At 61.5% G+C, this 23,553-nt stretch carries 18 protein-coding genes; 1 reads left to right on the top strand and 17 read right to left on the bottom strand.

From position 1 onward, the window contains the following. Positions 1–95: 95 nt before the first annotated feature. The 9 genes from AXF13_RS08575 to AXF13_RS08535 all read right to left on the bottom strand — a co-directional run bounded on the left by AXF13_RS08575 (position 96) and on the right by AXF13_RS08535 (position 9,899). Positions 96–1,088, bottom strand: coding sequence for an RluA family pseudouridine synthase (locus AXF13_RS08575; protein ID WP_062252602.1), 993 nt, complete (start codon positions 1,086–1,088; stop codon positions 96–98). A gap of 238 nt (positions 1,089–1,326) precedes the next feature. Continuing rightward, positions 1,327–3,024 carry a sensor domain-containing diguanylate cyclase gene (locus AXF13_RS08570; RefSeq protein ID WP_062252600.1) on the bottom strand — a complete coding sequence of 566 codons (1,698 nt, stop codon included), beginning with the start codon at positions 3,022–3,024 and terminating at the stop codon, positions 1,327–1,329. A gap of 361 nt (positions 3,025–3,385) precedes the next feature. Beyond that, the gene (locus AXF13_RS08565) at positions 3,386–4,141 is read right to left on the bottom strand and encodes an energy-coupling factor ABC transporter ATP-binding protein (RefSeq protein ID WP_062252599.1); all 756 of its coding nucleotides are present in this window, start codon (positions 4,139–4,141) and stop codon (positions 3,386–3,388) included. Continuing rightward, entirely contained in the window at positions 4,134–4,895 is a 762-nt protein-coding gene (locus AXF13_RS08560) for an energy-coupling factor transporter transmembrane component T family protein (protein WP_062252596.1), read from the bottom strand. Before AXF13_RS08560 ends, AXF13_RS08565 begins: the two co-directional genes overlap by 8 nt. A 197-nt stretch (positions 4,896–5,092) precedes the next feature. Next, positions 5,093–5,767: a cobalamin biosynthesis protein CbiL gene (locus AXF13_RS08555; protein WP_083522034.1), complete on the bottom strand. Its 675-nt coding sequence runs from the start codon at positions 5,765–5,767 to the stop codon at positions 5,093–5,095. 27 nt (positions 5,768–5,794) lie between these two features. Further along, positions 5,795–6,406: a cobalt transporter CbiM gene (cbiM, locus tag AXF13_RS08550; RefSeq protein WP_009302287.1), complete on the bottom strand. Its 612-nt coding sequence runs from the start codon at positions 6,404–6,406 to the stop codon at positions 5,795–5,797. A gap of 406 nt (positions 6,407–6,812) precedes the next feature. Further along, positions 6,813–7,583, bottom strand: coding sequence for a DUF4198 domain-containing protein (locus AXF13_RS08545; protein ID WP_008685009.1), 771 nt, complete (start codon positions 7,581–7,583; stop codon positions 6,813–6,815). A 348-nt stretch (positions 7,584–7,931) separates the two neighbouring features. Beyond that, a complete protein-coding gene (locus AXF13_RS08540) occupies positions 7,932–8,387 on the bottom strand; it encodes a hypothetical protein (RefSeq protein ID WP_008685008.1) in 456 nt (151 codons plus the stop codon). A gap of 225 nt (positions 8,388–8,612) precedes the next feature. Further along, the gene (locus AXF13_RS08535; protein ID WP_062252595.1) at positions 8,613–9,899 is read right to left on the bottom strand and encodes an O-acetylhomoserine aminocarboxypropyltransferase/cysteine synthase family protein; all 1,287 of its coding nucleotides are present in this window, start codon (positions 9,897–9,899) and stop codon (positions 8,613–8,615) included. A 197-nt stretch (positions 9,900–10,096) separates the two neighbouring features. Between AXF13_RS08535 and AXF13_RS08530 the strand changes: the two genes are divergently transcribed. Then, a complete protein-coding gene (locus tag AXF13_RS08530; RefSeq protein ID WP_062252593.1) occupies positions 10,097–11,353 on the top strand; it encodes a competence/damage-inducible protein A in 1,257 nt (418 codons plus the stop codon). Between the two features lie 76 nt (positions 11,354–11,429). Here AXF13_RS08530 and creD read toward each other — a convergent pair whose 3' ends face one another. The 8 genes from creD to AXF13_RS08490 form a co-directional block, all read right to left on the bottom strand. After that, on the bottom strand, positions 11,430–13,031 hold the full coding sequence (gene creD / locus AXF13_RS08525) for a cell envelope integrity protein CreD (RefSeq protein ID WP_062252591.1): 1,602 nt from the start codon (positions 13,029–13,031) through the stop codon (positions 11,430–11,432). Between the two features lie 47 nt (positions 13,032–13,078). Continuing rightward, entirely contained in the window at positions 13,079–14,020 is a 942-nt protein-coding gene (locus tag AXF13_RS08520; protein ID WP_062252589.1) for a symporter, read from the bottom strand. A gap of 114 nt (positions 14,021–14,134) precedes the next feature. Then, positions 14,135–15,292 (bottom strand): SEL1-like repeat protein, encoded by a 1,158-nt coding sequence (locus AXF13_RS08515; protein ID WP_062252587.1) that lies wholly within the window; start codon positions 15,290–15,292, stop codon positions 14,135–14,137. Positions 15,293–15,606: 314 nt separating this feature from the next. Next, positions 15,607–16,389, bottom strand: a complete 783-nt coding sequence (locus AXF13_RS08510; RefSeq protein ID WP_062252585.1) for a hypothetical protein — start codon at positions 16,387–16,389, stop codon at positions 15,607–15,609. 17 nt (positions 16,390–16,406) lie between these two features. Further along, positions 16,407–17,372 carry a serine/threonine-protein kinase gene (locus AXF13_RS08505; protein ID WP_062252584.1) on the bottom strand — a complete coding sequence of 322 codons (966 nt, stop codon included), beginning with the start codon at positions 17,370–17,372 and terminating at the stop codon, positions 16,407–16,409. Between the two features lie 3 nt (positions 17,373–17,375). Further along, positions 17,376–18,113 (bottom strand): PP2C family protein-serine/threonine phosphatase, encoded by a 738-nt coding sequence (locus AXF13_RS08500; RefSeq protein WP_062252582.1) that lies wholly within the window; start codon positions 18,111–18,113, stop codon positions 17,376–17,378. A 1,090-nt stretch (positions 18,114–19,203) separates the two neighbouring features. Beyond that, complete coding sequence (locus tag AXF13_RS08495; protein ID WP_062252580.1) at positions 19,204–20,466, bottom strand: SEL1-like repeat protein; 1,263 nt, start codon at positions 20,464–20,466, stop codon at positions 19,204–19,206. Between the two features lie 11 nt (positions 20,467–20,477). Continuing rightward, on the bottom strand, positions 20,478–23,375 hold the full coding sequence (locus AXF13_RS08490) for a hypothetical protein (protein WP_062252578.1): 2,898 nt from the start codon (positions 23,373–23,375) through the stop codon (positions 20,478–20,480). Between the last annotated feature and the right edge of the window lie 178 nt (positions 23,376–23,553).

Genomic DNA, 23,553 nt, shown 5'->3' with positions numbered 1-23,553 from the left:
ACGGCTCCTTTGTCGCCTACGGCTAAAGCACTGCGGCCAACGGCTGCCGCAAGGACAGCAACGATGGGCTGAAGGCGGCGTCAACGTGGAGAATGTCAATTCTCGACGTTAATCTGCCCTTGGTGTTCCGCCGGGACGGGCATGACTTCCGGCAGGACGCCCACGGCATGCTCTGCGTCCCAGTCCGGCAGGCAGGCGAAAATCCGCCCTCCGGGCAGGATCACGCGCAGGGCGTGCAGGTACATGGGACCCGCCCCAACGCGCTGTTCCGGTGGTCCGTATTTGACGTCGCCCAGCACGGGATGCCCCAGGCTCGCCAGCTGCACTCTGATCTGATGCGTCCTGCCCGTGAACAGGCGGATCAGCAGCAGGCTTTCGTTCTCACGTATGCGCAGGGGCCGGGCCAGACACAGGGCTTCCAGGGCGCGTTCCTCCCCGGCGGCGGTGAGCACGGCCCTCATCTTTTCAAAGCCGCGTTCCAGGCCCTTGCGCAACTGGTGACGCAGCAGGCGGGCTTCGGGCCAGGGCCAGCGTCCGCGCACCCAGACCACGTATTCCTTGATCAGGCTCCGTTGGCGGATGGCCTCCTGGAGCTCGCGCAAAGCCGAGAACGTGGCGGCCACCAGCAGAATGCCGGAGGTGTCCTTGTCCAGCCGGTGGGCGGGCGTGGGTTTGAAGGCGGCCTGGGCGTAGTGGTCGGCCAGACGGGTAGCCAGACTGTCACTGTGCCCGGTGCCCGGATGCGTGGGGAGACCGGCGGGCTTGAACAGCGCCCAGACCGGGCCTTCCGCGCCCACCACGGGCGGCAGGGGCGCGGACGCTTCCAGAGACGGGGGGCGCGCCGGAGGCTCGGGGACCGTGTCCGTCGTCCTGACCGGCGCGGCTCCGCTCTGGGCCGCCATTTTCAGGGCAAAGGGCGGCAGGCGGACCACATCGCCGGTCTTTACGCGCACAAAGGGTTTGCAGCGGCCGCCGTTGAGGCGCACTTGGCCGGTGCGGATCCAGCGGTGCAGCAGGGTCGGCGGCAGATTGAGCCGCCGTTGCAGGAACTGAAGTATTTTCTGCCCGCTTTCCGCTTGGCCCACCATGGGGCTGTCCTGACTGTCAGGAGCGGGGTCGGGATCTGAGGGGGTATCGTCCGATGGCATGACCGGATTGTGGCCCAAAGGCGCGCCCGCCGTCAAGAGGGCCTGCGCACCGGGCCAGGGCAATCGAATGAACGGGATGAGCTTTGTGCCCAAAGCGAAAGAGAAAAATACTCTTGCGTCAGCCTTTCTGTAATTTTGCGGTTATGTTACAAAATCCGCCTTTTCCGCGCGCGGCGCGTCAGATGTAGCGGCAGTCTTCAAGGCAGACGGTCACATTTTTATTGCGCTCGATCCATTCCTTGATTTTTTCATGGGCCGCGCCGCGCTGGGCGTGCTTTTGACGCAGCATTTCCCTGTCGGCCTCCACCAGAGTCCGGGAAAGCGGCATGTCCGCGCTTTTCACGCTGGCGCAGCCGAAGGCCAGAAGCAGGGGCATGGCGTCGGGCGCGCTGTTGTGCTCCTCAAAGGTGCGTTGAAGCTCGAACAGGATTTTCAGGGCGGTTTCTTCGGGGCAGCTGGGGAGCAGAATGGTGAATTCGTCGCCGCCCATGCGGGCGATGCAGTCCGTGGCCCGCAGGGAGCGGCGCAGCAGCAGGGCCGCGTCCGCCAGCAGCGTGTCGCCGGTGGCGTGGCCCAGATAGTCGTTGATCAGCTTGAGACCGTTGACGTCGCAGGCGATAACGCTCACCGGACGGATATGGTTCTGCTCGATGCGCTCCACTTCCATATTGAAAAAGGTGCGGCTGCGCAGGCCGGTGAGGGCGTCGTTCCTGACCATGTCCTCCAGTTTGGCCCTGTCGCCCTGGGTGGTGGTGATGTCCGTATGCAGGCCCACAAGACGTGTGGCCCTGCCGTTGACGTCGCGATGGGTCACATAGCCGCGTCCCAGTATCCAGGCCCAGGTGCCGTCGGCGCGCATTATCCTGTAGGTGCATTCAAAAGAATCGCCGTAGCGCGGCGACTCCACCAGAGCCGCCTGCGGCGGCACGATTTTGTGGATGTCGTCCGGATGGATCTTTTTTTTCCAGGTTTCAAGATCACCGGCAAACTGTTCCGCCGTGTACCCCAGCATGGAGAGATAGCGCGGGCTGTAATAGACTTCATCGGTGGCGGAATCCCAATCCCAGAGGCCGTCGCCCGCGGCGTTGATGGCCAGCAGCAGGCGGCCCGCGTCCTGGGAGTTGCCCCGCGCGGGAGCGCTGGCGGCGTCGATGCGTTGCAGGCTGCCGGCCAGCTCCTTGGCGTGGCCGTCGGCGTCGCGTTCCAGGACGGTGCCGTGCAGGGCGAAGCGCGCGTATTCGCCGTTTTCCAGGCGGACGCGCAACACGTCCTCAATGCTGTCGCCCCACTGGGGCAGTTCCAGGGTGAGCTGATAGCGGCAGTTCGAGGCTGCCCCTTCTTCCGGGTGCAGACGTTGCCGCCATTGTTCCGGGCTGATGACCATCGGCCGGGGGTCGGCATAGCCGAGCAGGGCGCAACAGCGGCTGTCCATGCGGATGGTCCGTTCCGTCAGGGAGCACTGCCAGTAGCCCGTGTCCGGCGTGCCAGCGCCGGTAGTCACTGGGGGGCGGTAGGCCAGGGTTTCGGAGACGCTGTACTGGCCGACGCCGCGCACGGCGCGGCCTTCGTTATTCCGTTCCACAATCAGCAGGCCGGCGCGTACGAGCAGGTCGTCAAAGGGGTAGACCAGTTCCAGCATGGGCCCGCTGGCCCCGCTCAGCACGCCTTCCAGCAACTCGTGCAGCGAAGGCAGGCAGTCCGGCGGAATGTGCGCCACAAAAGCCGCCATGGTGGTCGGAACATCTTTTTCAAGACGCAGCTTGCGGCGGGCGCCCTCGCTCAGAAAAAGCGCGTCCGTGGGAATATGCCATTCCCACAACGGGTCAGGCGAACCGAGTTGTATCTGGCAACCTGTGGGGCGGGGCGAGTGGACCATGGCAGGAACCTCTTCCGGCTTTGGAGGACAGGGTAACGAAGGGGTAACTTTCTATCGTAAACTTCCGCGCCGGGCAAGCCTTCAGAGACGCTATTTCGCGGAACAGGACGATTATCGCAGCGACTATGGGACTTAATCATATCCTAATACTATGCGTAAAAGGCGTTCGAGTCCAGAAAAGAATTACAGAGCAGCCGATAAGACGCCGGGCTACAGGGGGCCGCTTGCGGACATCGAGAGCAACTATGCGGCGTTGGAGCATTTCAAAGTTGAAATGCGAGGCGGCGGGGATTCAGCCGAAAACCGCGGTGCTCGGCTGAATGAATCTTTGAAACGCAAGGCGTTTCAAAGGGAATCCACTCTAATGCTCGTGGGGTTCGTTGCCCAGCGGATGCGCGTGCATATGGGCGTGGGCGAAGGAAGGGGCGCAGGGGGTGAGGCGTCCGTCCAGAATGGTCAGATATTCCGTGGAGGTCTGGGCCAGAAAGTCCCAGTCGTGGGAAATGGTGATCCGGGCCGTGGAAAGGCCGCGCAAGATGTCGATGATCCGTTGGCGCGCGTCGTTGTCCAGGCCGTTGGTGGGTTCGTCCAGCAGCAGGGCCTCGGGCCGCATGGCCAGCACCGTGGCCAGGGAGATCAGTTTTTTTTCGCCGCCGGACAAACGGTGGGTGAGGCGCTGCTCAAAACCCGCGAGCCCCAGATTCTCCAGAGTTTCCAAGGCCCGTTGGCGCGCCTCGTCGGGCGTGAGCCCCAGGTTGAGCGGGCCGAAGGCCACGTCTTCCAGCACGGTGGGGAAAAAAAGCTGGTCCTCGGCGTGCTGGAGCACAAAACCCACTTTGCAGCGCAGCTCGCGGAAGTCTTTTTCAGAACTCAGGATGTGCCCGTGGAAACGGATCAGCCCTTGCTGCGGCCGGGCCAGTCCGGTGATGCAGCGGAAAAAAGTGGTTTTGCCGCTGCCGTTGGGGCCGTAGAGGCCGATTTTTTGCGTGGGGAAAAGGGAGAAATTCACATCGCTCAGCACCGTGCGGGCTTTGCCCTCACGGGCGTAGGCGAAGTGCACCTGTTCCAGGCTGAAGATGGCGGATTCGCAAGCGTCGGAAAGAGAAATGTCAGACATGCGGGCCTCCTTCATACTCCGTCCAGACAATGCCCGCCAGACAGAGCAGCAGGCCCAGGGCGAACAGCGCGTCCACGGGGCGGGCGCGAAACACGGCCACGGACCGGAATCGGCCCTCGAAGCCGCGCAGCAGCATGGCCTCGCGCACGCGCAAGGAGCGCTCGTAGCTGCGTACCAGCAGGAGACCCAGCAGGGAGGCCAATGTGCGGTAGGTGTGCAGGTTGGTGCGCGGCGTAAAGCCGCGCAGGCGCGCGGCCACGTTGAGCGTCTGCCATTCCGTGGCCAGCACGTGTACATAGCGGCCCGTGAACAGAAAGAGAAAAACCAGTTTCCGGGGGCAGCACAGCCGTTCCATGGCATGGCCCACGGTGGGCGAATCCATGTTGGCGACCAGGGCCAGAAAAACGCAGACAATGGCGTTGGATTTGATGCTCACCAGCAGGGAGAGACGCACGCCCTCGACGCTGACGGCAAAGATGCCCCATTGGGCCAGAACCGCGCCCGGCGTGGTCCAGGGCGTCACGCACCAGAGAAAGAGAATAAAGAGGTTTACTGTCGCCAGCCGTCGCAACAGGGGCAGTAACGGAGGACGGGCAACCGCCAACAGAACCGTCCCCAGGGCCAGACCCAGCCAGCAGGCCGTCAGATTCTGCAAAAGGGCCAGACATACGGCGGTCAGTGCGGCGAGCGCCAGGCGCACGCGCGGGTCAATGGCCTGGAGGGGCGACGGTCGGACAAAGGGCTGGTCGAACACGATGCATTCTTTGTATGCGAATTCTCAATAAAAGTCGCGTGCCGCGATTGGTATCCGCCGCTTGCGGCTCCCCGTCGCATGTTTTCAGTGCGCACGGCAAAAGCCGTCCGTACTGGTCGTTAGAGCAGATTAACTTTGAGATTGTACAATTTCAAAGTGTTGAGGACGCCCGCTCCGGTATTTAGCTAGGCTGTCCTCTACACGCGGCGTCCCTTGAAGTAAAGGCCTATGCCCACCAGCCCCAGAATCCAGCCGATGCCGCCGATAATTTCCTGAATGCCCGGTCCGGCATTGACCTGAGCCGCCAGATCGCGCCGGATGGGTCCCAGCTTGGCGTCCAGAGCGGCGTTGACGATGGCGCGCACCTGGTCCGGCGTGGCGCCCGAAACGGCTTGAGCCGCCGGGACGGAAGGCACGGCGGTTGTGGCAGGGGCCGCCGCGCCTTCCGTCCCGTTCACCTTTTCCGTGGGGCTTGCCGTGGGTGCGGCCGCGCCGGAAAATTCGGAGGCGTCCATGTCCCATTCGTTCTGATGCCCTTCACCGGCGTTGATCCGGATGCGCAGGCCGTGGCCTTCGCGCGCCGCCTGCGGCACGGGGAAGCTGAACCGTCCCGCGTCGTCGGTGTGGCCTTGCAACAGTTCCTTGCCGTCCACCGCGTCAAAGACGGTAATCAAGCCGTTCTTGACCGGCGAACTGCGGTTGAAGCCGCATTCCACAACCACGTCGCCGCCTTCCAGCCAGGCGAAGATATTGACCCTGTGGGCCAAGGCCGGTGCCGGAGCCAGCAGCGCCGCGGCCAGCACGGCCAGCAGCAGGAGCGGTAAAAGCGCGGCCGCCGGGCGGCATGGGGCGAGGAAGGGAGCGTTGTTCATGGTAAAATTCCTTCGGATGCGGCGGGTTCAGGCGTGCGCGGTCTGGAGCATCTCGGGCCGCACGCGCGCGATAAAGGACACGGTGAACATGGTGATCAGTCCTTCGGCCAGCATGATGGGCAGATGGGCCAGAAGCAGCAGTTGCGCGGCGGCCCAGAAGCCTTCGCTGGTAAAGGCCAGGGCCAGGGCGGTAAGCACGGCGGCCAGGGCCACGCCCAGCGCTCCGCCGCAGAAGGCGGCCGCGCGGATGCCCGCCGGGCCGGGCCAGATGTGGGCGATGCCCCGATAGCAATACCATGCCAGCACGCTGGAAAAGCCCATGGTAAAGGTGTTCACGCCCAGCACCGTGAGGCCGCCGAATTGGAAGAGCAAAGCCTGCAGGAGCAGCGCCACCAGAATAGCGGGAAAGGCCGCCCAGCCCAGTAGTACGCCCACCAGGCCGTTGAGGATCAGATGGACGCTGGAAAAACCCACGGGCACGTGGATCAGTGAGCCCACAAAAAAAGCCGCTGAAAGAATGCCCACAGTCATCAGCCGGTCATAGTCCAGCCTGCGCAGGCCGATGGCCGTGCCGACCGCCGCCAGGACCGCACCCGCGCCGAGCACGGCGGGGGAAAGAACGCCTTCCGCGATATGCATGCTGTTTCCTTGAAGCAATCCCGCGCCGGACCGGGGAGGGAGCGTTCAGCCCGGCGCGGGATTGCGGCACGTCTTTAGAGCAGTTAACGCCTGAAATGTTCGTCCGCGACAGGCAAAGCCCGCCTGCTCGCATTTCGCGGCAAGGATTTGCAGACCAAATCCTTCTGGCGAAAAACGCGGTTATCGTTGCTGTCGATCCCTGTATGGCTCCGTTGTCGCCAACGGGGACAGCCCCTCGGTCGCTTTTCCGGAATCCACGCCGCGTTGCTCTCGATGCCTGTAGGCCCTTTGGGCTACAGGCACGGCCCTGCGGGCCGCCCGGCGGGTCGGTCTTCGCGGCGCGCCGCACCGTGTGCGGCGTTAGAGCAATTTCAAAGTGAAATTGCTCTAAAAGCCGAGTCTGGAATTATTTGGTCTTGGGAGCCACGAATTCCAGCCAGAGCACCGCGCCCAGCTCAATGGGCTTGGGCTCGCCCTTGTAATCCAGCTTTTCCTTGGCCGTGTTCAGGGCCGCGAAGCCCCACCAGCCAGCCCAAGGCACGCCGTAGGAAAACACGCCGTTTTCATCGGCTTTGACCACCTGGGTGACGAAATATTCATTGGGCGCCGTATGTCCCTTGGTCTTGTTGTAGCTTTCCACTTCCACTTCGGCGCCGGGCACGGGCTTGCCGTCCAGCAGCACGCGGCCCTGGAAGACGTTGCCCGCATAATTGCCGAAAGGCCGGGTCAGGGGCACGATTTCCGTCTTCAGGCCCAGGGGCTCATCCCAACCTTCCTCGCCGCCGAAAGCCGCCACGGCGGTTTTGGTATAGTGGATGATGTAGGTATCTTCGGCGGGCTCGAAATAGGGCTCTGGTTCCACGGCAAACTGGTAGACGCCGGGCTTCTTGATCTTATAGGCGGCCTGCCAGGCCTTATGGCCCATGACGGTGGCGGGCTTGAGGCTTGCCTTGAGGTCTTCGCTCTTGCCGTCCAGGGTGACGGTAAAGGCCTTGGGCGCGGCCATATCCATGCCCTGCATTTCCATGGGATGGGAGAAGGAAATATCCAGTTTCAGATCAGCGTCTTTTTTCTCCGTCACCGTGGCGGTGGAGGGAATGACCATGCCGAAATGCGCCTCGGCCTGCGCGGCGACGCAGAACAAGAGGGCCAGGCTTGCGCAACAGATTTTCCACATAGTTTTGTCCTTTATGGCTTGTGATGACGGCGGATACCGACTCAGACCCGCCCACATGCATATGCGAATCTATAGGTAACACAAATTTTGAAAAAGTAGCAATAGATATTTGAAGCGAGCCCGCACGCGCGGAGGCTACGGCGGACCGGCGGGACGCCGCACTGGTGGTCATTCCGGGCGGTCCCAATCGGCGTGGGGCGGGAGGATAGCTATCCTTTTTTGCGTTGGGAGCCGGTCCTTGCTGAAACCCGGCCGGCCTCGGGCTCTTTTTTCCGGCGTCGGCCGGTAGGAGAGCGCGTAAAAAAAGCGCCCCTTGCGGGGCGCTTTTCACTACTGCGGCTGCTTCGCCTATTGCGGAAGCAGTTTGGGGAAGTCGGCGCTTTTGACGTTCTTTTTGATGAAGTCCAGCGCTTCCTTGTGGTTGCCGGCCAAAGAGGTGACCATGAACACGTCGCCCTGGGTGGCGACCCAGGCCTGGCAGGGCACGCCCTGCTGGGTGAAGTTGAAGGTGTACTGGCCGTTCTTTTCCACCGGGGGCTTTTCCGCCTTGAACTGGGTGGCGAACATGCCGGCAATGGTTTTGGCGTCGGAGCCGCTGCTGGGGCCCACCACCATGGTTACGGAAACGCCGCTCGTGGCTTTGGCAAAGATGGCGCTGGTCATGCCCTGATTTTCCGTGGGCGGCATGACGGCCTTCCAGCCGTCAGGCACATTGACCGTGAAATATTTCGTGCTCAGCTCCTCGGCCATGGCGGGCAGGGCCAGCAGCATGACGAACACAAAGGCCACACATTTTTTCAACATGAAGATTTCTCCTGCGAATGATGCGCCTGCAAATCGGCTGGCAGTCTGTGCTGCGCGGCAGCGGACAAAACATTTTGTTCCGCGCCAAGGCCCCGGACGCCGGGCCTTGCATAAGTTTATCCAATGCCTGTTCAAATGACAAGATAAGCTCTCGCGTATCTGATTGCGAAAAAACGTGCTCCTTTGCTGCCTCATGGCGGTTACGCCGCCGAAAAATTCTATGGGTTAACCTCTGAGGGCCTGGCCCAGATCGGCCAGGATGTCGTCGATATGCTCGATGCCGATGGACAGGCGCACGGTGTTGGGCCTGATGCCGGTTTCGGCCAGTTCCGACGGGCTGAGCTGGGCATGGGTGGTGGATGCCGGATGGATGACCAGAGATTTGACGTCCGCCACATTGGCCAGCAGGGAAAAGATGCGCAGCCGGTCGATGAAGGCCCTTGCCTCGGCCGCGCCGCCCATGACTTCAAAGGAGAAAATGGAACCGCCCCCCCTGGGAAAGTACTTTTGGTACAGGGCGTGGCTGGGACTTTCCGACAGACTGGGATGATTGACCCGCTCCACGCACGGATGCGCACGCAGAAAATCCACCACGGCCAGGGCGTTATGCACATGGCGTTCCACGCGCAGGGAAAGGGTTTCCAGCCCCTGCAAAAAGAGAAAGGCGTGCAGGGGAGCGATTGTCGCGCCCATGTCCCGCAACAGCACGGCCCGTGCCCGCGCGGCAAAGGCCGCCGCTCCGGCGGCCTGTACGAAGCTCAGGCCGTGGTAGCCGGGGTCCGGCTCGCTGAACTGGGGAAATTTTCCCGAAGCCGTCCAGTCGAAGCGCCCGCCGTCCACAATCACCCCGCCCAGAGCCGCGCCGTGGCCGCCCATGAACTTGGTGGCCGAATGGACCACGATGTCCGCGCCGTATTCCAGCGGGCGCAGCAGCCAGGGCGTGGCAAAGGTATTGTCCACGACCAGGGGGATGCCGTGGCTGTGGGCCAGAGAGGCCAGAGCTTCGATGTCCACGATGTTGCTGTGGGGATTGCCCAGGCTTTCGATGTAAATGGCCCTGGTTTCGGGCCGGATGGCTTCGGCAAAGGAGCCGGACTCGTCGGGGTCCGCGAAGGTGGTCGCAATGCCCCAGGTTTTCAAGGTATGGGCCAGCAGGTTGTAGGTGCCGCCGTAGAGGGTTTTTTCCGCCACGATATGCTGACCCGCTCCGACCAGATTGAGCAGGGCGCAACTGACCGCCGCCGCGCCGCAGGACGTGGCCAGAGCCGCAACGCCGCCTTCCAGGGCGGCCACGCGTTTTTCGAAAGCCTCCTGGGTGGGGTTGGTCAGGCGGCCGTAGATGTTGCCGGGCTCGCTCAGATTAAAGCGGGCCTCGGCGTGGTCACAGTTGCCGAACACATAGGACGTGGTCTGATAGATGGGCACGGCCCTGGCGCCGCTGGCCGGATCAGCCTGTTCCTGACCGGCGTGAACTTGCAGGGTTTCAAAGTGCAGGGGACGGGTGGCGCTCATGGGCTTGCTCCGAAAAAGGCGGGTTTGGGACGGAAATCAAATGCCTATATCTTATTAAATAAGTAAGGATTATTTTCTCCGGAACCCGGCGTCCTGTCAAGAAAAAAGCGCGATACTCCCGGCTTCCGGGCGTTGCGGCCAGGAGGCCTGAGGCGTAGACTGCGCTTGGTGGATCATTCAGAAGCAAGCGAGGTCATATGAAGGCGGAAATCATCTCCGTGGGCACCGAGCTTTTGCTCGGCCATACCATCAATACCGACGCGGCCCATGTGGCGCGCGAACTTTCGGCCCTGGGCGTGGATCTGCTGCACGTTCATGTGGTGGGCGACAATGCCGGGCGTCTGGAAGCCGTGCTGCGCGAGGCGCTCACGCGCAGCGATCTGGTCATCACCACCGGCGGCCTGGGACCCACGGACGACGATCTGACCAAGGAAACCGTGGCCCGCGTGACCGGCGCGCCGCTGGAGGAAGATGCGGACAGCCTGGAGCGGCTCAAAGAGTATTTCGGCAGCCGCCCCATGGGCGCCAATCAGCGCAAGCAGGCTTTTTTGCCGCGCGGGGCCGTGGCCTTTCCCAATGCCGTGGGCACCGCGCCGGGCTGCGCCGTGCCTGCCGGGGACGGCAAGTTCGTACTTTTGCTGCCCGGCCCGCCGTCAGAGTTGCTGCCCATGCTGCGGACGGGCGTGACGCCCTTTTTGCAGCGCTACGCCCACGGGGCCATTGCTTCCTTCATGGTGCGCACCTTCGGCATCGGCGAAGGCGCGGCGGCCATGCGCATCAAGGACCTGACGGACGGGGCCAATCCCACGGCCGCCACCTACGCCACCGAGGGGGAAATGTTCGTGCGGGTCACGGCCAAGGCTGACGACCCCGCAGCCGCCGAGGCGCTGGCCGCGCCTCTGGTGGCGGCTGTGCGCGAACGTCTGGGGGACGTGGTTTACGGCGTGAATGTCGCCGGCCTGGAAAGCGTGGTGCTGCCGGAGCTGATCCGGCGCGGGCTGACCCTGACCACGGCGGAATCCTGCACCGGCGGCCTGCTTGCCAAGCGGATCACGGACCAGCCCGGAGCGTCGGCGGTGTTCGGCACGGGTCTGGTGACCTATGCCAATGAGGCCAAAATCCGTCTGCTGGGCGTGCCCGAGGACATGCTGCGCGCGCACGGGGCCGTGAGCCCGGAAGTGGCCCGCTGCATGGCTGAAAACGCGCGCACGCGCTACAACAGTGATTTCGGCCTGGGCATTACGGGCATTGCCGGACCGGACGGCGGCACGCCCGAAAAGCCCGTGGGCCTGGTTTATATCGCCCTCAGCGCCGAAGACGGCGTGCGGCTGCGCGTCATGCGCCCCCAGGGCCGCTATCTCGGCCGGGACTGGACCCGCAACCGGGCCGCCAGCCACGCTCTGGACCTTTTGCGGCGTTATCTTTTCGACCTGCCCCCGGATCTGGAACAATAGGGTCACGCTCCCTGAACTGAGCTGCTTTTTTCAGTGCGGCGCGGTCTCCGAAGTATGGAAACCGCGCCGCACTTGTTCATATCCGTTCAAAAGCCAGATTGCGCGACACCACCATGAGCACGCCGAGCATGACCAGCACCAGGGCCGTGCCCATGAGCAGGGCATAGTCCTCCATTTGCAGGATGGCGTACAACAGGCTGTACAGGGCCGTGAGCAGCAGCCCCACGCTGAAGCCCTGCCGTACGCTGCGCAGGGCCGCACCGGCGTACAGCGCGATCATCAACACCGTGCAGGCCGAGGCCGCCGCATAGGACGGCAGAAAGGTGAAATGCTCGGAAAGCGAAAGCAGCACCAGATAAAAAACCACCATGGCCAGACCCACCAGGCCGTATTGCACCGGATGCAGGCGGGCATTCAGGCTCAGTTCGAAAATGATGAAGGCCAGGAAGGTAAGTCCGATGAACAGGATGCCGTATTTCACCGAGCGCTCTATCAGGTGGTAATGGCTGGCGGATTCGTACAGGGCCACTCCGGCGGCGAAGGAGGTGAAACGGTCCGGCCAGGTTTTGAGCGTGCCCAGATTGGGGTAGGAACGGGCCAGGGAGGGAATGTCCCAAACCGCCGTGAAGCCTGTGGCGGAAACTTCGCGCGTCACGGGCAGGATGTCGCCCCTGAAGCTGGGGTGCGGCCAGGGCGAGCTCAGGCCGACAGCCGTGACGCCGCCCACGGGCGTGAAGGAAATGCCGCTGCTGCCGTTGAAAACCAGCTCCTGGGAGAAATCATACTGTTTGACGTCCGGCGACAGCGGCACGGGAATGCGAAAGCCCTCCTTCACGGCGGTAAAGGGCTGAGTGCCGGGTTCGGCGGCCAGTTCGGCTTGATTCCAGACAAAGGGGCCCACCGTGCGCAGGGCGCTGGGCCAGGAGAGCCCCACGACGGCAAAAGCCCGTTGAAAGTCCACGCTTTCCAGGTCCGGGGCAATGCGTTTCAGGCTTTCGAGAGGCGGCAGCCTGAAATGCCCGGCCATGCGCAGCCTGGCGGTGTAGACCAGGGAGCGGTAAATGCCGCGCTGTCGCTCCTGCGGATCAAGATTGCAGGTAAAATCCGCTCTGGCGGGCAGCAGCACGAAATAGCCCGGCACCAGGCGGCTCTCCTTGATGACGCGGTATTCTTCGCCGCCAACGGCTTTGGGATCCTCATTGCGCACGGTCCGGGAGGTGATCTGGCGTTCGCTGTAGGGAATCAGCAGGATGGGACCGGTGATCTGCTGCTCCCCGCCCCACGCCTTGCTGATGTCCCGCACCACGCTGCGGTACAGGCTCGCGCGCTCGTCCGTGAGATCCTTGACCAGCATCAGGGGCAACAGCAACACCACGGCGATAAAGGCCACAATACTGAAACGGGCCAGAGGCGTGCGCAGCAGGGCGCGGGTTTCCTGATCCGGGCAGGCTTCGCGCCGGGACGGGATCGCTGCCGGGACGGTTGTTTCCATTGTCGGGCGGTTTTCTGTTTCAGGGGCGGGCTGCCCGACTTCCGGCCGGGCCGCGTCGGCGGCGGGATGCGCCGGACGCCGGGGCGCGGCATAGAGCCGGGCCAGCCAGCGCAGAAAAACAAAGCCGCCCAGCAGCGCCAGGCCAAGGCCCAGCAAGGCCACCACGGCCAGGAATATCCATTCCATAATCGCCTCCTGAAACCAAAGTAACGGAAAAATCCGTACAGCCGAGCTCAGCGGGCCGGAGCCGGAGTCCGGCTGCAATAGCGGTAATAAAACAGCAGGATGTACAGCGGCACCAAGTAAGCCGCGCCCATCAGGGCCTCGTTGACAGTGAAGAATTCGTTGCTGACGATCATCAGCAGAATGTTGTTGATGACCCCGAAGGAGATCAGAAAGGCCAGCCGCACCTGGCGGGGCATGCCGCGCGTGGCCGGAAGGGCCGCCACGGTCATGACCACGCAGAGCAGGCAGGACGCCAGCAGGGCGTGCAGGATCAGGGCCGGGGATTGTCGCAGCACCCCGGCGTAATTGCTGAAAATGCCCAGATTGGAAATGACGATGGCCGTGGTGAGCAGGGGGAATTGGCGGCGCAGAATGCCCCCGGCCAGCCTGGGCAGGACGCGGGTGACCATGGCGGCGGCAAAGGGAAGCAGAATCGTGATGCAGAGCGAGATGGTCATGCCGCCCAGGGAAAAGTTTTCCGGCAGGTCCAGGCCGCCCCTGCCCAGGGCGCGCAGGACGCCGTCCGTGCAGGAGAGCAGAAGCGGCAGGCTGAGCGGCAGCAGCAGGGAGGTGAGGATGTTGCCCACCAGAATCAGGGCGGTATTGGCCCCGAGCATGAGCGAAAACACGGCGGCCATGACCCCTACCGGGGCCGCGCCCAGCAGCAGGGCCCCCAGGGAAAATTCGGGCATGATCAGACGGAAGACGGCAAAGACGAAGAGCGGCAGCGCCAGCAGACGCAAGACCGTGAGTCGGCAGACGATGCCGGGCATGGCGCGCAGTTCGTCCCAGAGGGCTCCGGCCCCCACGGCCAGAAAGCTGAGATAGAGCATGACCATCAGCATCAGGCGGGGCATGGCTTCAAGCGGACCGGCCAGTCCGGGCAGGAACACCCCGGCTGCCATGGAAGCGAAGGAGGAGAATACCATGGTCAGGTCGCGAAGCTGCATGAAATCCTCCAGCGTATTCCAGGCAGCTTGCCCGCTTATGCGTCAAAAAACAAGGCCGGATGCCGGGAAAAACATATTGGCTTTTCCACGCCGCCATACCACGGGACTGTACACCTAGCTCGCCGGGGCGGACTTCAGCAAAGCCTTTTCATGGGCGGCGCCGACTTCGGGCAGCCGGGCTCTGGCCCTGGTGTACAGCTTGTTTCTGTGTTGCAGCCTCTCGGAGGAACGGGCTTTCCAGCTTTCATAGAGCTGTTTGCTTTCGGCCAGGCCGGAGGCAACGGCATCGGACTTCTGACATTCGGGATTGGACTTGATATGCCTGATCAACCGGCCGAGACGTTCAATGCTCGGCTCGCTGTTGTAGCGGAGCCTGTCCGCCAGCAACATGTAATTGTAGTAGCCTTCGCACTGCGGATGCTGTTTGAACGTTCCATCGGCATAACCGGCACCCAGAGTCAGGGCGTTTTCCACGGAACCGTTTTCAGCGGAGATGGCCGCGTAATGCTCCGCCCGTGCATAATCCGCCGCTCCTTTCTGGGGATTGGCGTAATATGTCGCCAGAAGCCCGGCGGCCTTCCAATAGCCGGAGTCCGCGGCCCTGGTCAGCCAGTAGCGGGCTTCGCCGTTGCGATCTTCCATAAAGCGGGCCTGAATGGGCGTGACGGGCGGCGTGGCCGGGGGAGAAAAGGGGATGTCCTCCCGCTCCCCGGCGGTGGCGAAGGTTCCGTACATACCGGCCCAATGTCCGGTCAGGGCGCTTTGCAGAAAAAAGTCCCTGCTCCTGGAACCCGCTTCGTACTGGTCTGCCAGCATGGCGTACTGCACGCCCAGCACATAGCCGCCTTCGCCCTTGCCCAGCAGGGTAAGCAGCCAGCCCTCCCAGAATTCCGGCGGCACCGGCCATGTCTGGTCGGCGTGCACGCGGCTGACCACGGACAGCGAGGCCATGGCGAACATATCCCCCTGCCAGGCCAGTTGCAGCCATTCCGCGTAGGCTTCGCGGATTTTTCCGGACTTGTAGAGTCGCTCCACCCGCTTGAAAGCCGGAGTAATGAACCGGGCGTCGTCATACAGGCTCTCATACAGGTCATCAGGGCGGACAAAAGCCAGGCCCGCGGGCGGTGCGGCTTTCGGCAGGTGGGCGTTGTCCGGTTCAGTGTCGGTCGTCAGAAAATTTTTGTCGGCGGAGAAGCCGTCCGCCCTGCTTGGATTGGCGGCCGCGGCTGTCATACAGGCGGCCAGGAGCAGGAGCCAAAGCGATTTTCTCATATATTTTCGTCCCTTCAATTGTATGGATCAAAAAACGGCGCATTTCCCGCCGGGAATGTGACGGGCGTTAATTGTCCTCTTCGGCTCAATTCTCGGGCTCAAAACATTTCACCAAGCCTTTCGCCTGGCTAGGATCTCCTCCGCCGGAAGCGGGAGATAAAAAGTATATTGTAGTTTAGCTTATATTTATTTTTAATTTTAGGCCAGGGCTCATTTTCGGGAGACATCAACCGTTTTGGAAAACGGCACAATGGAGCAAAGCGCTCCGCACGGCAGGCACGGAGCACCCGTGCGGACGCGGGGACAGCCCGTGGCTATGCCAACTCAAGGTATGCCACGCTTTGGTTCCGTGTTTCCAGGCCGTCCTCTTCGGGGTAAGGAGCTATGAAAATGGCCTCCGGTTCACCCTCCACGCGCAGAAAGCAGGCATTGTCAGCCCCGATGAGGTTGCGGGTCGCGCATGCGCTGAATTCCCGCCCGCCCCAATCTCCCCGGATGCCGCGCAGCGGGCGCTCAAGCGTGCATTTCCGCGGCAGTATGCCGCGAGGCCCCACGCCGAAGGCCGTTACCTCGGCTCCCAGGGTCCCGGCCATGAAGCCCGGCCATTGCGCGCCTTCTGTCGGTCCCGCTTCCAGCCATTGGCCGATGAGCGGGTCCAAATGGGCTGTCAGATGAAAGGGGCGCGGCGGCAGCGGACGGGATTTCAGACGCGCGGCCATGAGCCTGGCGGCAAAGTTCTTGTCCCGGCGGAAGACGCGTACATCCCCCAGCCAGTGGGGCAGTTCCGGTTCCGGGCCGTCGCCAGTGAGCAGGCAGGCCGTGAGGGGCGGGCTGGGACGGTGCAGGGCCAGGGTCAGCATGGCCATGCGATTCAGCACGGCGGGGGTGAAATCCGTTGACGCGCCGCAAAAGACCCAGGCCTGCACGGCCGGGTCGTCCAGAATGGGCAGAAGCTGCATCCAGCCCCGTTGCGCGGACGTCTGCCGCCAAGGCACGGTGGCTGCGGCAAAGCCCACGGCGCGCAGAGCGGCTTCCTCGGGAGGCTGGGCGGACGGATGTTCGTCAAGAACGCAGAGCAGGGCTTTGGGCAGCGTCACGGCAATCCTCCGGTCGGTCAGGGGGTGAAAAAATTACGGACCTGGCCTGTGCAGTTGCAGAGCGCGCTCCAGGCCGCAAAGGCGCGGCGCAGGCTTGCGGCGTCGGGCCGGGCTTGGGCCTGGAAGGCAAGACCCCGGCGCAGCAGGGGCCACAGAAAGGGGGGGATGCCGGGCGGCCTGGCCGGAACCATGTCCTGCTGCCGGGCTTCGGACGAGGAAAGCCGTTTGAAGGGATGCGCGCCGCTGAACACTTCATGTACCGTGCAGCAGGCCGAAAAAATATCGTCTTCCATTGAGGGCGGGCCGCCTTCCAGGCGTTCGGGGCTGGAGTAGAGCAGGCTGTGGGCCGGAACGCGCAGGCTTTCGCGCAGCCCCACGGCTGCCGGTGTGCCGCCCTTGCGCACGCTGGCGGCGGCCACGTTGAAGTCGATGAGCACCGGGCGCTCCCCGCTTTTTAACAGCAGGTTGGCTGGCTTGATGTCGCCGTGGGCGATGCCCTGGGCGTGCAGAAAGGCCAGGGCGTCGAAAAAGCGTGCGGTCATGGTCGCCAGGGCCGCACCGGGCAGATCGCCGGGCCGGATCTCGCCCGCGTTGCGCCCCTGCAGCAGCTCCATGCTGTAGCAGAGGCCGAAGGGCTCGTTGTGCAAGTCAAAAACGCGGACCACGCCGGGATGGACCAGATGGCGCAGAATGCAAAATTCCTGCGCCAGGGCCAGTTGAGCCTGATAGTTCCGGGTCAGTTCCGGCAAAAGGCGTTTCACCGCCACCTGGGGAGAGGCATCGCTCCACTCCACACGGCGCAGATCCAGAGCGGCGTAAACTTCGCAAACGCCGCCGCAGCCCAGCAGCTGTTGCAAAAGAAAGCGTCCGTTGTGTTCCGTGCCCGGCATGCCCTTGCGGAGGTTGTGCGACGCGGGAAAACGCCGGGGCCCGCGGAAGGGCCTTGCCGCCGGAACAGGCCGGAGATGCTTGTGAAGCGCCATGGCTCACCTCAACGAGGAAACGAAAACCGCCACCAGAGTGATGTTGTCCGGCTGGGGCACGCCGTCCACAGCCCGGGCCATGTCTTCCGCCGCCTCCCTGGCGGAAGTTCTTGCCAGGCGCGCCGCCAGAGCGTCCGGGCCCAAAAGGTTGGACAAACCGTCGGAACAGAGCAGAAATTTATCGCCGCCCCGCAGGGAAAAGCGGACTTCGTCCAGGCGCAGGGCGTCGCGCGCGCCCACGGCGTTGGTGATGATGTTGCCCCGTACCATGCGCCGGGCCTCGGGCGCGGTCAGCTCGCCGTTGTCGATTTTTTCCTGCCGCAGGGTGTGCTCGCGGGTACACTGGTACAGCACGCCGTCCCGCAGAAGATAGCAGCGGCTGTCGCCCGCCCAGAGGCAGGCCGCCTCGCCGCCGTGCATCAGCAGGGCCACCACTGTGCTGGCGGCTTGGGTCGCGCCGCCGTGCGCGCGCAAAATGTCGTTGCCCTGACGCAGAATGCCGCCCACATTGTCCACATGCTCATCCAGGGAGGCGGCATGGGGCGTTGTGAGCAGCATGCGGGTAACCAGCCTGCCCGCCTCGCCGCCGTGCGCGCTGCTGCCCACGCCGTCAGCCACGGCCCAGAGCAGGCGTTCGTTCCAACTCAGAAAAGAATCCTGGTTTTCCGGGCGGATATCGCCCTTTTGGCTCCATCCCCAGGATTCAAGAGTCACGGGAAAGCCGCGCGCACTGCCCGCCATAGGACCTCCGGCCATCATTTATATGTAATATCATATATAAAATTTTAATTTATGCCAGGGCGGTTTGAGGGGGGAAGCGGCAAGAGCAGCCCAAACGCTTGCGGAGAGAGCGTACACGGACCAGAATAAAAGCCGGGGCCTGTGTTCCGTTGGCCGCTGCCTGGCAATTTTGCTGAGGTCTTGCGAAATGCCGCCGCGATGGAACATTGCCTTGCCGTGCTGTTTCTCTGCCTTCATCCTCCGCCGCCCCAAACGCCCGAGGCATGCCGCAGGAAAGTACCTTCAGGTTCGCAACAACTAACCAAACGCCATGGGACTGTGCATCAGGAGCGTCTGGCTGGCGTAATAACTTCCTCCAGGCGCATGCCGACGGTGTTCGTTATTTTTAAAGCGGATATAGTCCAGAGTGACCGTGCTATCTGATGTTTTCGCTGGTAACCGGACAGAACCCGGAGCAGTGCGGCGACAAGCAGAAGCATGTACAGATTCATTTCGCAACGCCTCGAACTCCGGGAGAAAACGGGCGTCTTCCCCGCAGGGCCCGTTTTCAGGCAGGACCGCCTTCCACGCTTTTGCAAGATGCCTGATAACGCCCTTGTGCGCCTCCGTCGCAAGATACGGCCGACTGGAAACGCGTGCCGAAACCGTTCAAAAGTCATTGCCCTGACTCTGAGCCGTGCCGGTCGCGAACCGCCTGAAAGCAAATAAAAAGCCAATTGATCGCTGTAATTGTTTACAACTATTTGTATTGACTTTAAAATAACGCTTTTCATTTTTAGTTGCAAGTCTATTTTTGAAATTTTATAAGATTATCTATTATATTGAACTGAAAGCCCGCCTGCCGGGCCTTTGCGGGGAAGGGGATGGAGTGGGAGAGGCACAGTGGAGGAGACAGCGGCGCAAGCCGCAGGGCGCGGGATGCGGATTATGGTGGGAGACGGTAATTCGTGGGGCATTGCCTAGGCGTGGCTCTGTTCCACAACAGACAGTGGCCACAGCGCGTCACACCTCCTCCTATCGTAACTCTGGAGGATATCTGACGATGACGGAAAAGATGTGGTGGCCCTAGTACTCCTGTCTCTTGCCCTCTTTAACGGATAACTCGCCCTCGTGCTTCATAGGGCTTTTGAGGATTGATCTGCCCGCTGCTGAAGGGGATTTTTCTTTTTGCGAGATATTCCAGTGCCGGGACGCACTCCTTGCGCAATTGTTCGGTGAGCTTGGCGCGGCGTTCACGTTCCGGGCGCAACTCCGCTTCGCGCTCGGCCTTATAGCGCAGTAGCCAATCTTGAGCCTGCCGTTTGGCGCGGGCGGTGGTCTCTTCAGAGAGTTCGGGCAGGGCCCAAACTTGTAGCTTTCGCGCAACTTCCTCAGTTTTTTCTTCCGGCGTCAGATTGCGGACCATGCCAATATCCCGTCTTGCATTGAGCGCGCATCTACGGACATTGACCATGCGCACAGTGGGCATGTCGGGCAAATCCCGCTCAATGAGCAAGAGGCCATTTTCTGTTTTGCGCAGGGCCAGCCAGATATACGTGTAAACATAGGCCTGCTCCTGGTTGATGGGCGTTCCCTGAAGACCGGTCAGCACATCGTAGGCCGCGTCGGCAAAGGCTTCGGAATAGCCGCGTTGCATGGCAATGGCCAGGTATTTCTTGCCCTTGGCTATATTTTTACTGATTTCATAGCCGCTGTTTTTTCCACCGAGGCGGTACCAGCGGGAAACCCAATACGCGGCCGGTCCTGAACCCGCGTCGGCTGCCACTATCAGCCATAGAACTTCCCCAGCAACGGGCCAACCTGTGACCCATTCGTACATGGATTTGGGGTCCCCGAGTTTGGCCCCTGTGCCCAGTGCTCTTCTAGTTGCGCCGATGCCCTCGTCGTAAAGGGACAGGCGGGCGTAGATCCAGCCCGGCGAGGTATAGCGGGCCGCCCAGTCCAGCCAGTATTTCTTTGTGTGCATGGGGGGCGGAAAGTGCGGCAAGGCGGCGGCCAGCCGGTCCGGCGCGTACTGGGTCTGGATGATCAGGTCGGCCATGGCCAGGGGATTGCCCCTGAGGGCTTCTTCCAGAATGTCGGGATAGGAACTGCCGCCCCAGCGCCCGGCGTAGGAAAGTCTGGGGCGCTGACCGCGCGGCAGATAGTACCAGTCCGGGTCTTCCACCACCAGAGGAGTGACGTTGATTTCTCTGGGAATCGGTGGCGTGTGCCACCTATAACTGGCAGTTTTAGGGAAATCTGGAGTTTTGACCAGACCGTGGACAGGCCGGAAATCTTCCGAGCCCGCCTGAACGGGGAGGGCCAGGATGAAAAGACACAACAGGACAATGAAGCCGTGGGAGAACCGCATGCTGTTCTCCTTTAATGACGGCGGCGGAGCCAATGGGGATCGAGATTATAGGAAGGGTCTTCCTTGACGAGTTCCTTTATTCTGGCCGTGGCGTCCGCCTGCTGCTCCTTGTCGCCGTTGAAAAGCTCGCCGATTTCGCACATCGTTCCCAGAGGATCGCAGGAGATTGCCGCATTATAGTTGTACACGGCATGCGCGGTCAGGACATGACTTTCTTTGCCGAAAATAGAGATCTTCGGCGCGGCCATTGCTTTGAGGGCCTGATTGTCCAGGACGGCTTCCCAGCAGAGTTCCCCGGTTTTAGAATCGTAGCGGGGCCACCAGGGCACAAGCACCAGGGATGGAGCGGGCGGAGGAATTAACCGTCCCCCCACTGCGGGAACAGACGCGGGCACCGGGTAACCTACGCCGGGTTCCGGATATTCTTCAGCCGGTGGGGCAACCCTTCCTCTTGCTTCATAGGGCGCCGAAGACTGTGCATAGCCCACGCCAGGTTCCGGATATATGGTATCCCAGATGGGCACGCCGTTGACCGCCACTTGTATGACATGGCGGCTTTGGCCTGGGAGAAACTGCCTGCTGGAGAGACGGAGGTAGGTGATCCGGCTGAAGGAGACCGCCTTTAGCCTGGGGGCGCACAAACGCCTGACCCAAAGCATCTGTTGTTCCATTCCCTCGGCCCTGATATCGGCGTCCAACACAGGATGGCGGTTTTCCTCATTAGGAGGTTCCGTCAGCTTTTCATAATGCTCCTTATAGGAAATCCGCGGATAATTGTCCCTGATGGGACGGGCGGGATGCTTTTCTTTATAGTCCACCCCCCAGTAGGAAGCATCCACCCACTGTTGTGCTTCACTTTTTTTCAATGATTCCACCGCATAAAAGCCGATAAGCTGTATGGCAGAGACAGCCGCGACGCCGACAGCGCCCGGCCCCAGAACCACCGCAGTCACGCCATAGGCTGCGATAACCGAGCCTTGAGCCACAGCGGCTTCAACTTGATCCTTACGGATCAGATCCACCATGTTGACGCTGTCAATGGTAACATCCAGAACTACCGCGCCTCGCATCTTGATACGCCAGCCTCCTTCCAGAGCTTTCGCACCCAGCCCCAGCGTTTTTGCCAGATTACGGGCTTCGGCCAGCAGCTGATCGCCATGTTTGAGCAGAGCCAGCACATCCCCACCGGCGCGCAGAAGGCCAAGCGTATTGTACAGGGAAGGTTCCGCTTGCCATTGGAGCAGGGCGACGCCCAGGTTGATGTGAGCCAGAGCGGGCGCCAAGGCGGTAAGAAATTTTTCCACAGTCGGGATGGTGTCTCCCATGGCTGCACTATGGCGCATATTGTAGAAAAGTTGTATAAGTTCCGGTTCGCACACGGCGTTCAGCAGGTTCGCACTTTTCTGCATTGTATTGTTGGAGAAAACCAGATGATCAAGAACGGTCGGCTGTGGCAGGGCGTCCGGTTGGGCGCTTCTTCTGGATGTGGACTGACTGCCCTGCCCGGCCTGAGATGTTTTTTCCATCCCGCTGAGCTCGGATTCAACCACGTAATAAAGAGCGGCGGGCATGGGCACCCGCCAACTGCTTGGCAGTTTCGTATCTTTTTCCAGCCGTTTCTTATAAAGCGCAATAAGAGCCTTAAATTGACCTTCATTCTTTGAATACAAGACTGAGAGGGCGTCGTTGAGGGCATGGATGATAGCAGCCGTGTGTTCTGTAAGTTTGATTTCCAGCGCGCCGCCCTTGGCCGCGTCCCAGAACACGTCGGCCACCGGCGCAGACTGTTTTTCCAGAATGTCCGCAACAGCCAGTTCCCGCCCTTGGGCTGTGGCAGTCATACTGTTCAGGCATTTGGCAAGAGCTTGTTCGCGATTGGCAAGAGCTTTCTCGGATTGCGGGGAGTAAAAGCTAAAGGGATGGGCGAATCCCCAGGGCTGGCTGTTGGAAAGCCAGATTTTCCAGCTGCGCATAACTATTTCAAAGCCCTTGCCAAAAGCCTCGCCCGCCTTTTTGCGTTGGAACAGAAAAGCCTGCATGGAATTTTTACGAAGGGTCATGGGAGCCCAGGAATTTTCCGGGTCATAGATTTCGCGCACGATCCACCAGCCCATAACGGGCTCTCCTGTTGCCGGATCCTTGCCGAGCGCCCTGCGGAGGGCGAAACGCTCCGTGGCGGAGCCGCCGGGCGGCAGCTCAACCGGCTCGGGGCAAACTTCTTCCTCGTTGTAATAATGTCGGGCCTTGCAGACATAGATTTTACTCTGCCAGTCCGGTTTCCAAGGGCTTTCACTTGCGCTTAAGGGCTTGCCGGCATTTTTTTCCAGCGTGCTCACATAGGAAGCGATACTGGCGGGATATTCGAACCAGGCGTTGTAGGCGGCTTTGGTCTGCACGCTGACCTGGTTCAGTTTGCCGAAGTCGTAGGAAATGCCCATGGGATCGTGCAGGGCCACGATGAAGCGAGCATCCTTTTTGATGGACGCAAGCTTTTCAAGACGCGCTTTTTTGCCCGGCGCTAGGAAAGGCTCATCCGAATCAAGCCAGCGCCGGACAAGGTGCGGACTCTCAGGATCATCGCTGGGATAGAGCGGCGTGGTATATTCCCGCTCCGTTTCCAGATAGTTTCTGAGCGAGCCCTCAAGCCCGCGTATGGACATGAGATGGCCGGTCTTTTCCCGGTATTCCTCAATGAGCATATCCGCGTCGCCGGGCTCGGCCGTGTAGGGCGAGCCCTTTTCCAAGGTGATGTGCTGCATCCAGGCATCCGGATCGGTTTGCGCTTTTTTTATGATATCGTCCTGCCATTCCGCCTCTGAAAAAACAATCCAGAAATTTTTGACGTCCTCATTCACTTCAAAATAGGGTTTGCCGTTAATTTTATTGTTGTCGCAACTGAAGGAATCCATCTCACCGCCTTTTTTCGTCAGCGCATAGAGATGCCCGTCACGCGGTAAGCGCAGGGTATAGACATAAGGAGAAAGGTCGGGGAAATATGCTTGATTCAGCCGTGAGAGCAGGTCGCTCATAAGCGGAGGTGAGCATGTGCTGGCGAGGGCAAAACGGGCCAGCACCAGCTTGATATAT

Source organism: Desulfovibrio fairfieldensis (genome assembly GCF_001553605.1).
Taxonomy (GTDB): domain Bacteria; phylum Desulfobacterota; class Desulfovibrionia; order Desulfovibrionales; family Desulfovibrionaceae; genus Desulfovibrio; species Desulfovibrio fairfieldensis.
The sequence above is the reverse complement of the archived record's forward strand: the minus strand, read 5'-3'. Positions and strand labels throughout refer to the sequence as shown.

What these genes read in the sequence shown, in the direction of transcription:
- AXF13_RS08575 (WP_062252602.1), bottom strand. Translation starts at nt 1,088, where the DNA reads ATGGTGGGCCAAGCGGAAAGCGGGCAGAAAATACTTCAGTTCCTGCAA.
- AXF13_RS08570 (WP_062252600.1), bottom strand. Translation starts at nt 3,024, where the DNA reads ATGGTCCACTCGCCCCGCCCCACAGGTTGCCAGATACAACTCGGTTCG.
- AXF13_RS08565 (WP_062252599.1), bottom strand. Translation starts at nt 4,141, where the DNA reads ATGTCTGACATTTCTCTTTCCGACGCTTGCGAATCCGCCATCTTCAGC.
- AXF13_RS08555 (WP_083522034.1), bottom strand. Translation starts at nt 5,767, where the DNA reads ATGAACAACGCTCCCTTCCTCGCCCCATGCCGCCCGGCGGCCGCGCTT.
- cbiM (WP_009302287.1), bottom strand. Translation starts at nt 6,406, where the DNA reads ATGCATATCGCGGAAGGCGTTCTTTCCCCCGCCGTGCTCGGCGCGGGT.
- AXF13_RS08545 (WP_008685009.1), bottom strand. Translation starts at nt 7,583, where the DNA reads ATGTGGAAAATCTGTTGCGCAAGCCTGGCCCTCTTGTTCTGCGTCGCC.
- AXF13_RS08540 (WP_008685008.1), bottom strand. Translation starts at nt 8,387, where the DNA reads ATGTTGAAAAAATGTGTGGCCTTTGTGTTCGTCATGCTGCTGGCCCTG.
- AXF13_RS08535 (WP_062252595.1), bottom strand. Translation starts at nt 9,899, where the DNA reads ATGAGCGCCACCCGTCCCCTGCACTTTGAAACCCTGCAAGTTCACGCC.
- AXF13_RS08530 (WP_062252593.1), top strand. Translation starts at nt 10,097, where the DNA reads ATGAAGGCGGAAATCATCTCCGTGGGCACCGAGCTTTTGCTCGGCCAT.
- creD (WP_062252591.1), bottom strand. Translation starts at nt 13,031, where the DNA reads ATGGAATGGATATTCCTGGCCGTGGTGGCCTTGCTGGGCCTTGGCCTG.
- AXF13_RS08520 (WP_062252589.1), bottom strand. Translation starts at nt 14,020, where the DNA reads ATGCAGCTTCGCGACCTGACCATGGTATTCTCCTCCTTCGCTTCCATG.
- AXF13_RS08515 (WP_062252587.1), bottom strand. Translation starts at nt 15,292, where the DNA reads ATGAGAAAATCGCTTTGGCTCCTGCTCCTGGCCGCCTGTATGACAGCC.
- AXF13_RS08505 (WP_062252584.1), bottom strand. Translation starts at nt 17,372, where the DNA reads ATGGCGCTTCACAAGCATCTCCGGCCTGTTCCGGCGGCAAGGCCCTTC.
- AXF13_RS08500 (WP_062252582.1), bottom strand. Translation starts at nt 18,113, where the DNA reads ATGGCGGGCAGTGCGCGCGGCTTTCCCGTGACTCTTGAATCCTGGGGA.
- AXF13_RS08495 (WP_062252580.1), bottom strand. Translation starts at nt 20,466, where the DNA reads ATGCGGTTCTCCCACGGCTTCATTGTCCTGTTGTGTCTTTTCATCCTG.
- AXF13_RS08490 (WP_062252578.1), bottom strand. Translation starts at nt 23,375, where the DNA reads ATGGATTCCTTCAGTTGCGACAACAATAAAATTAACGGCAAACCCTAT.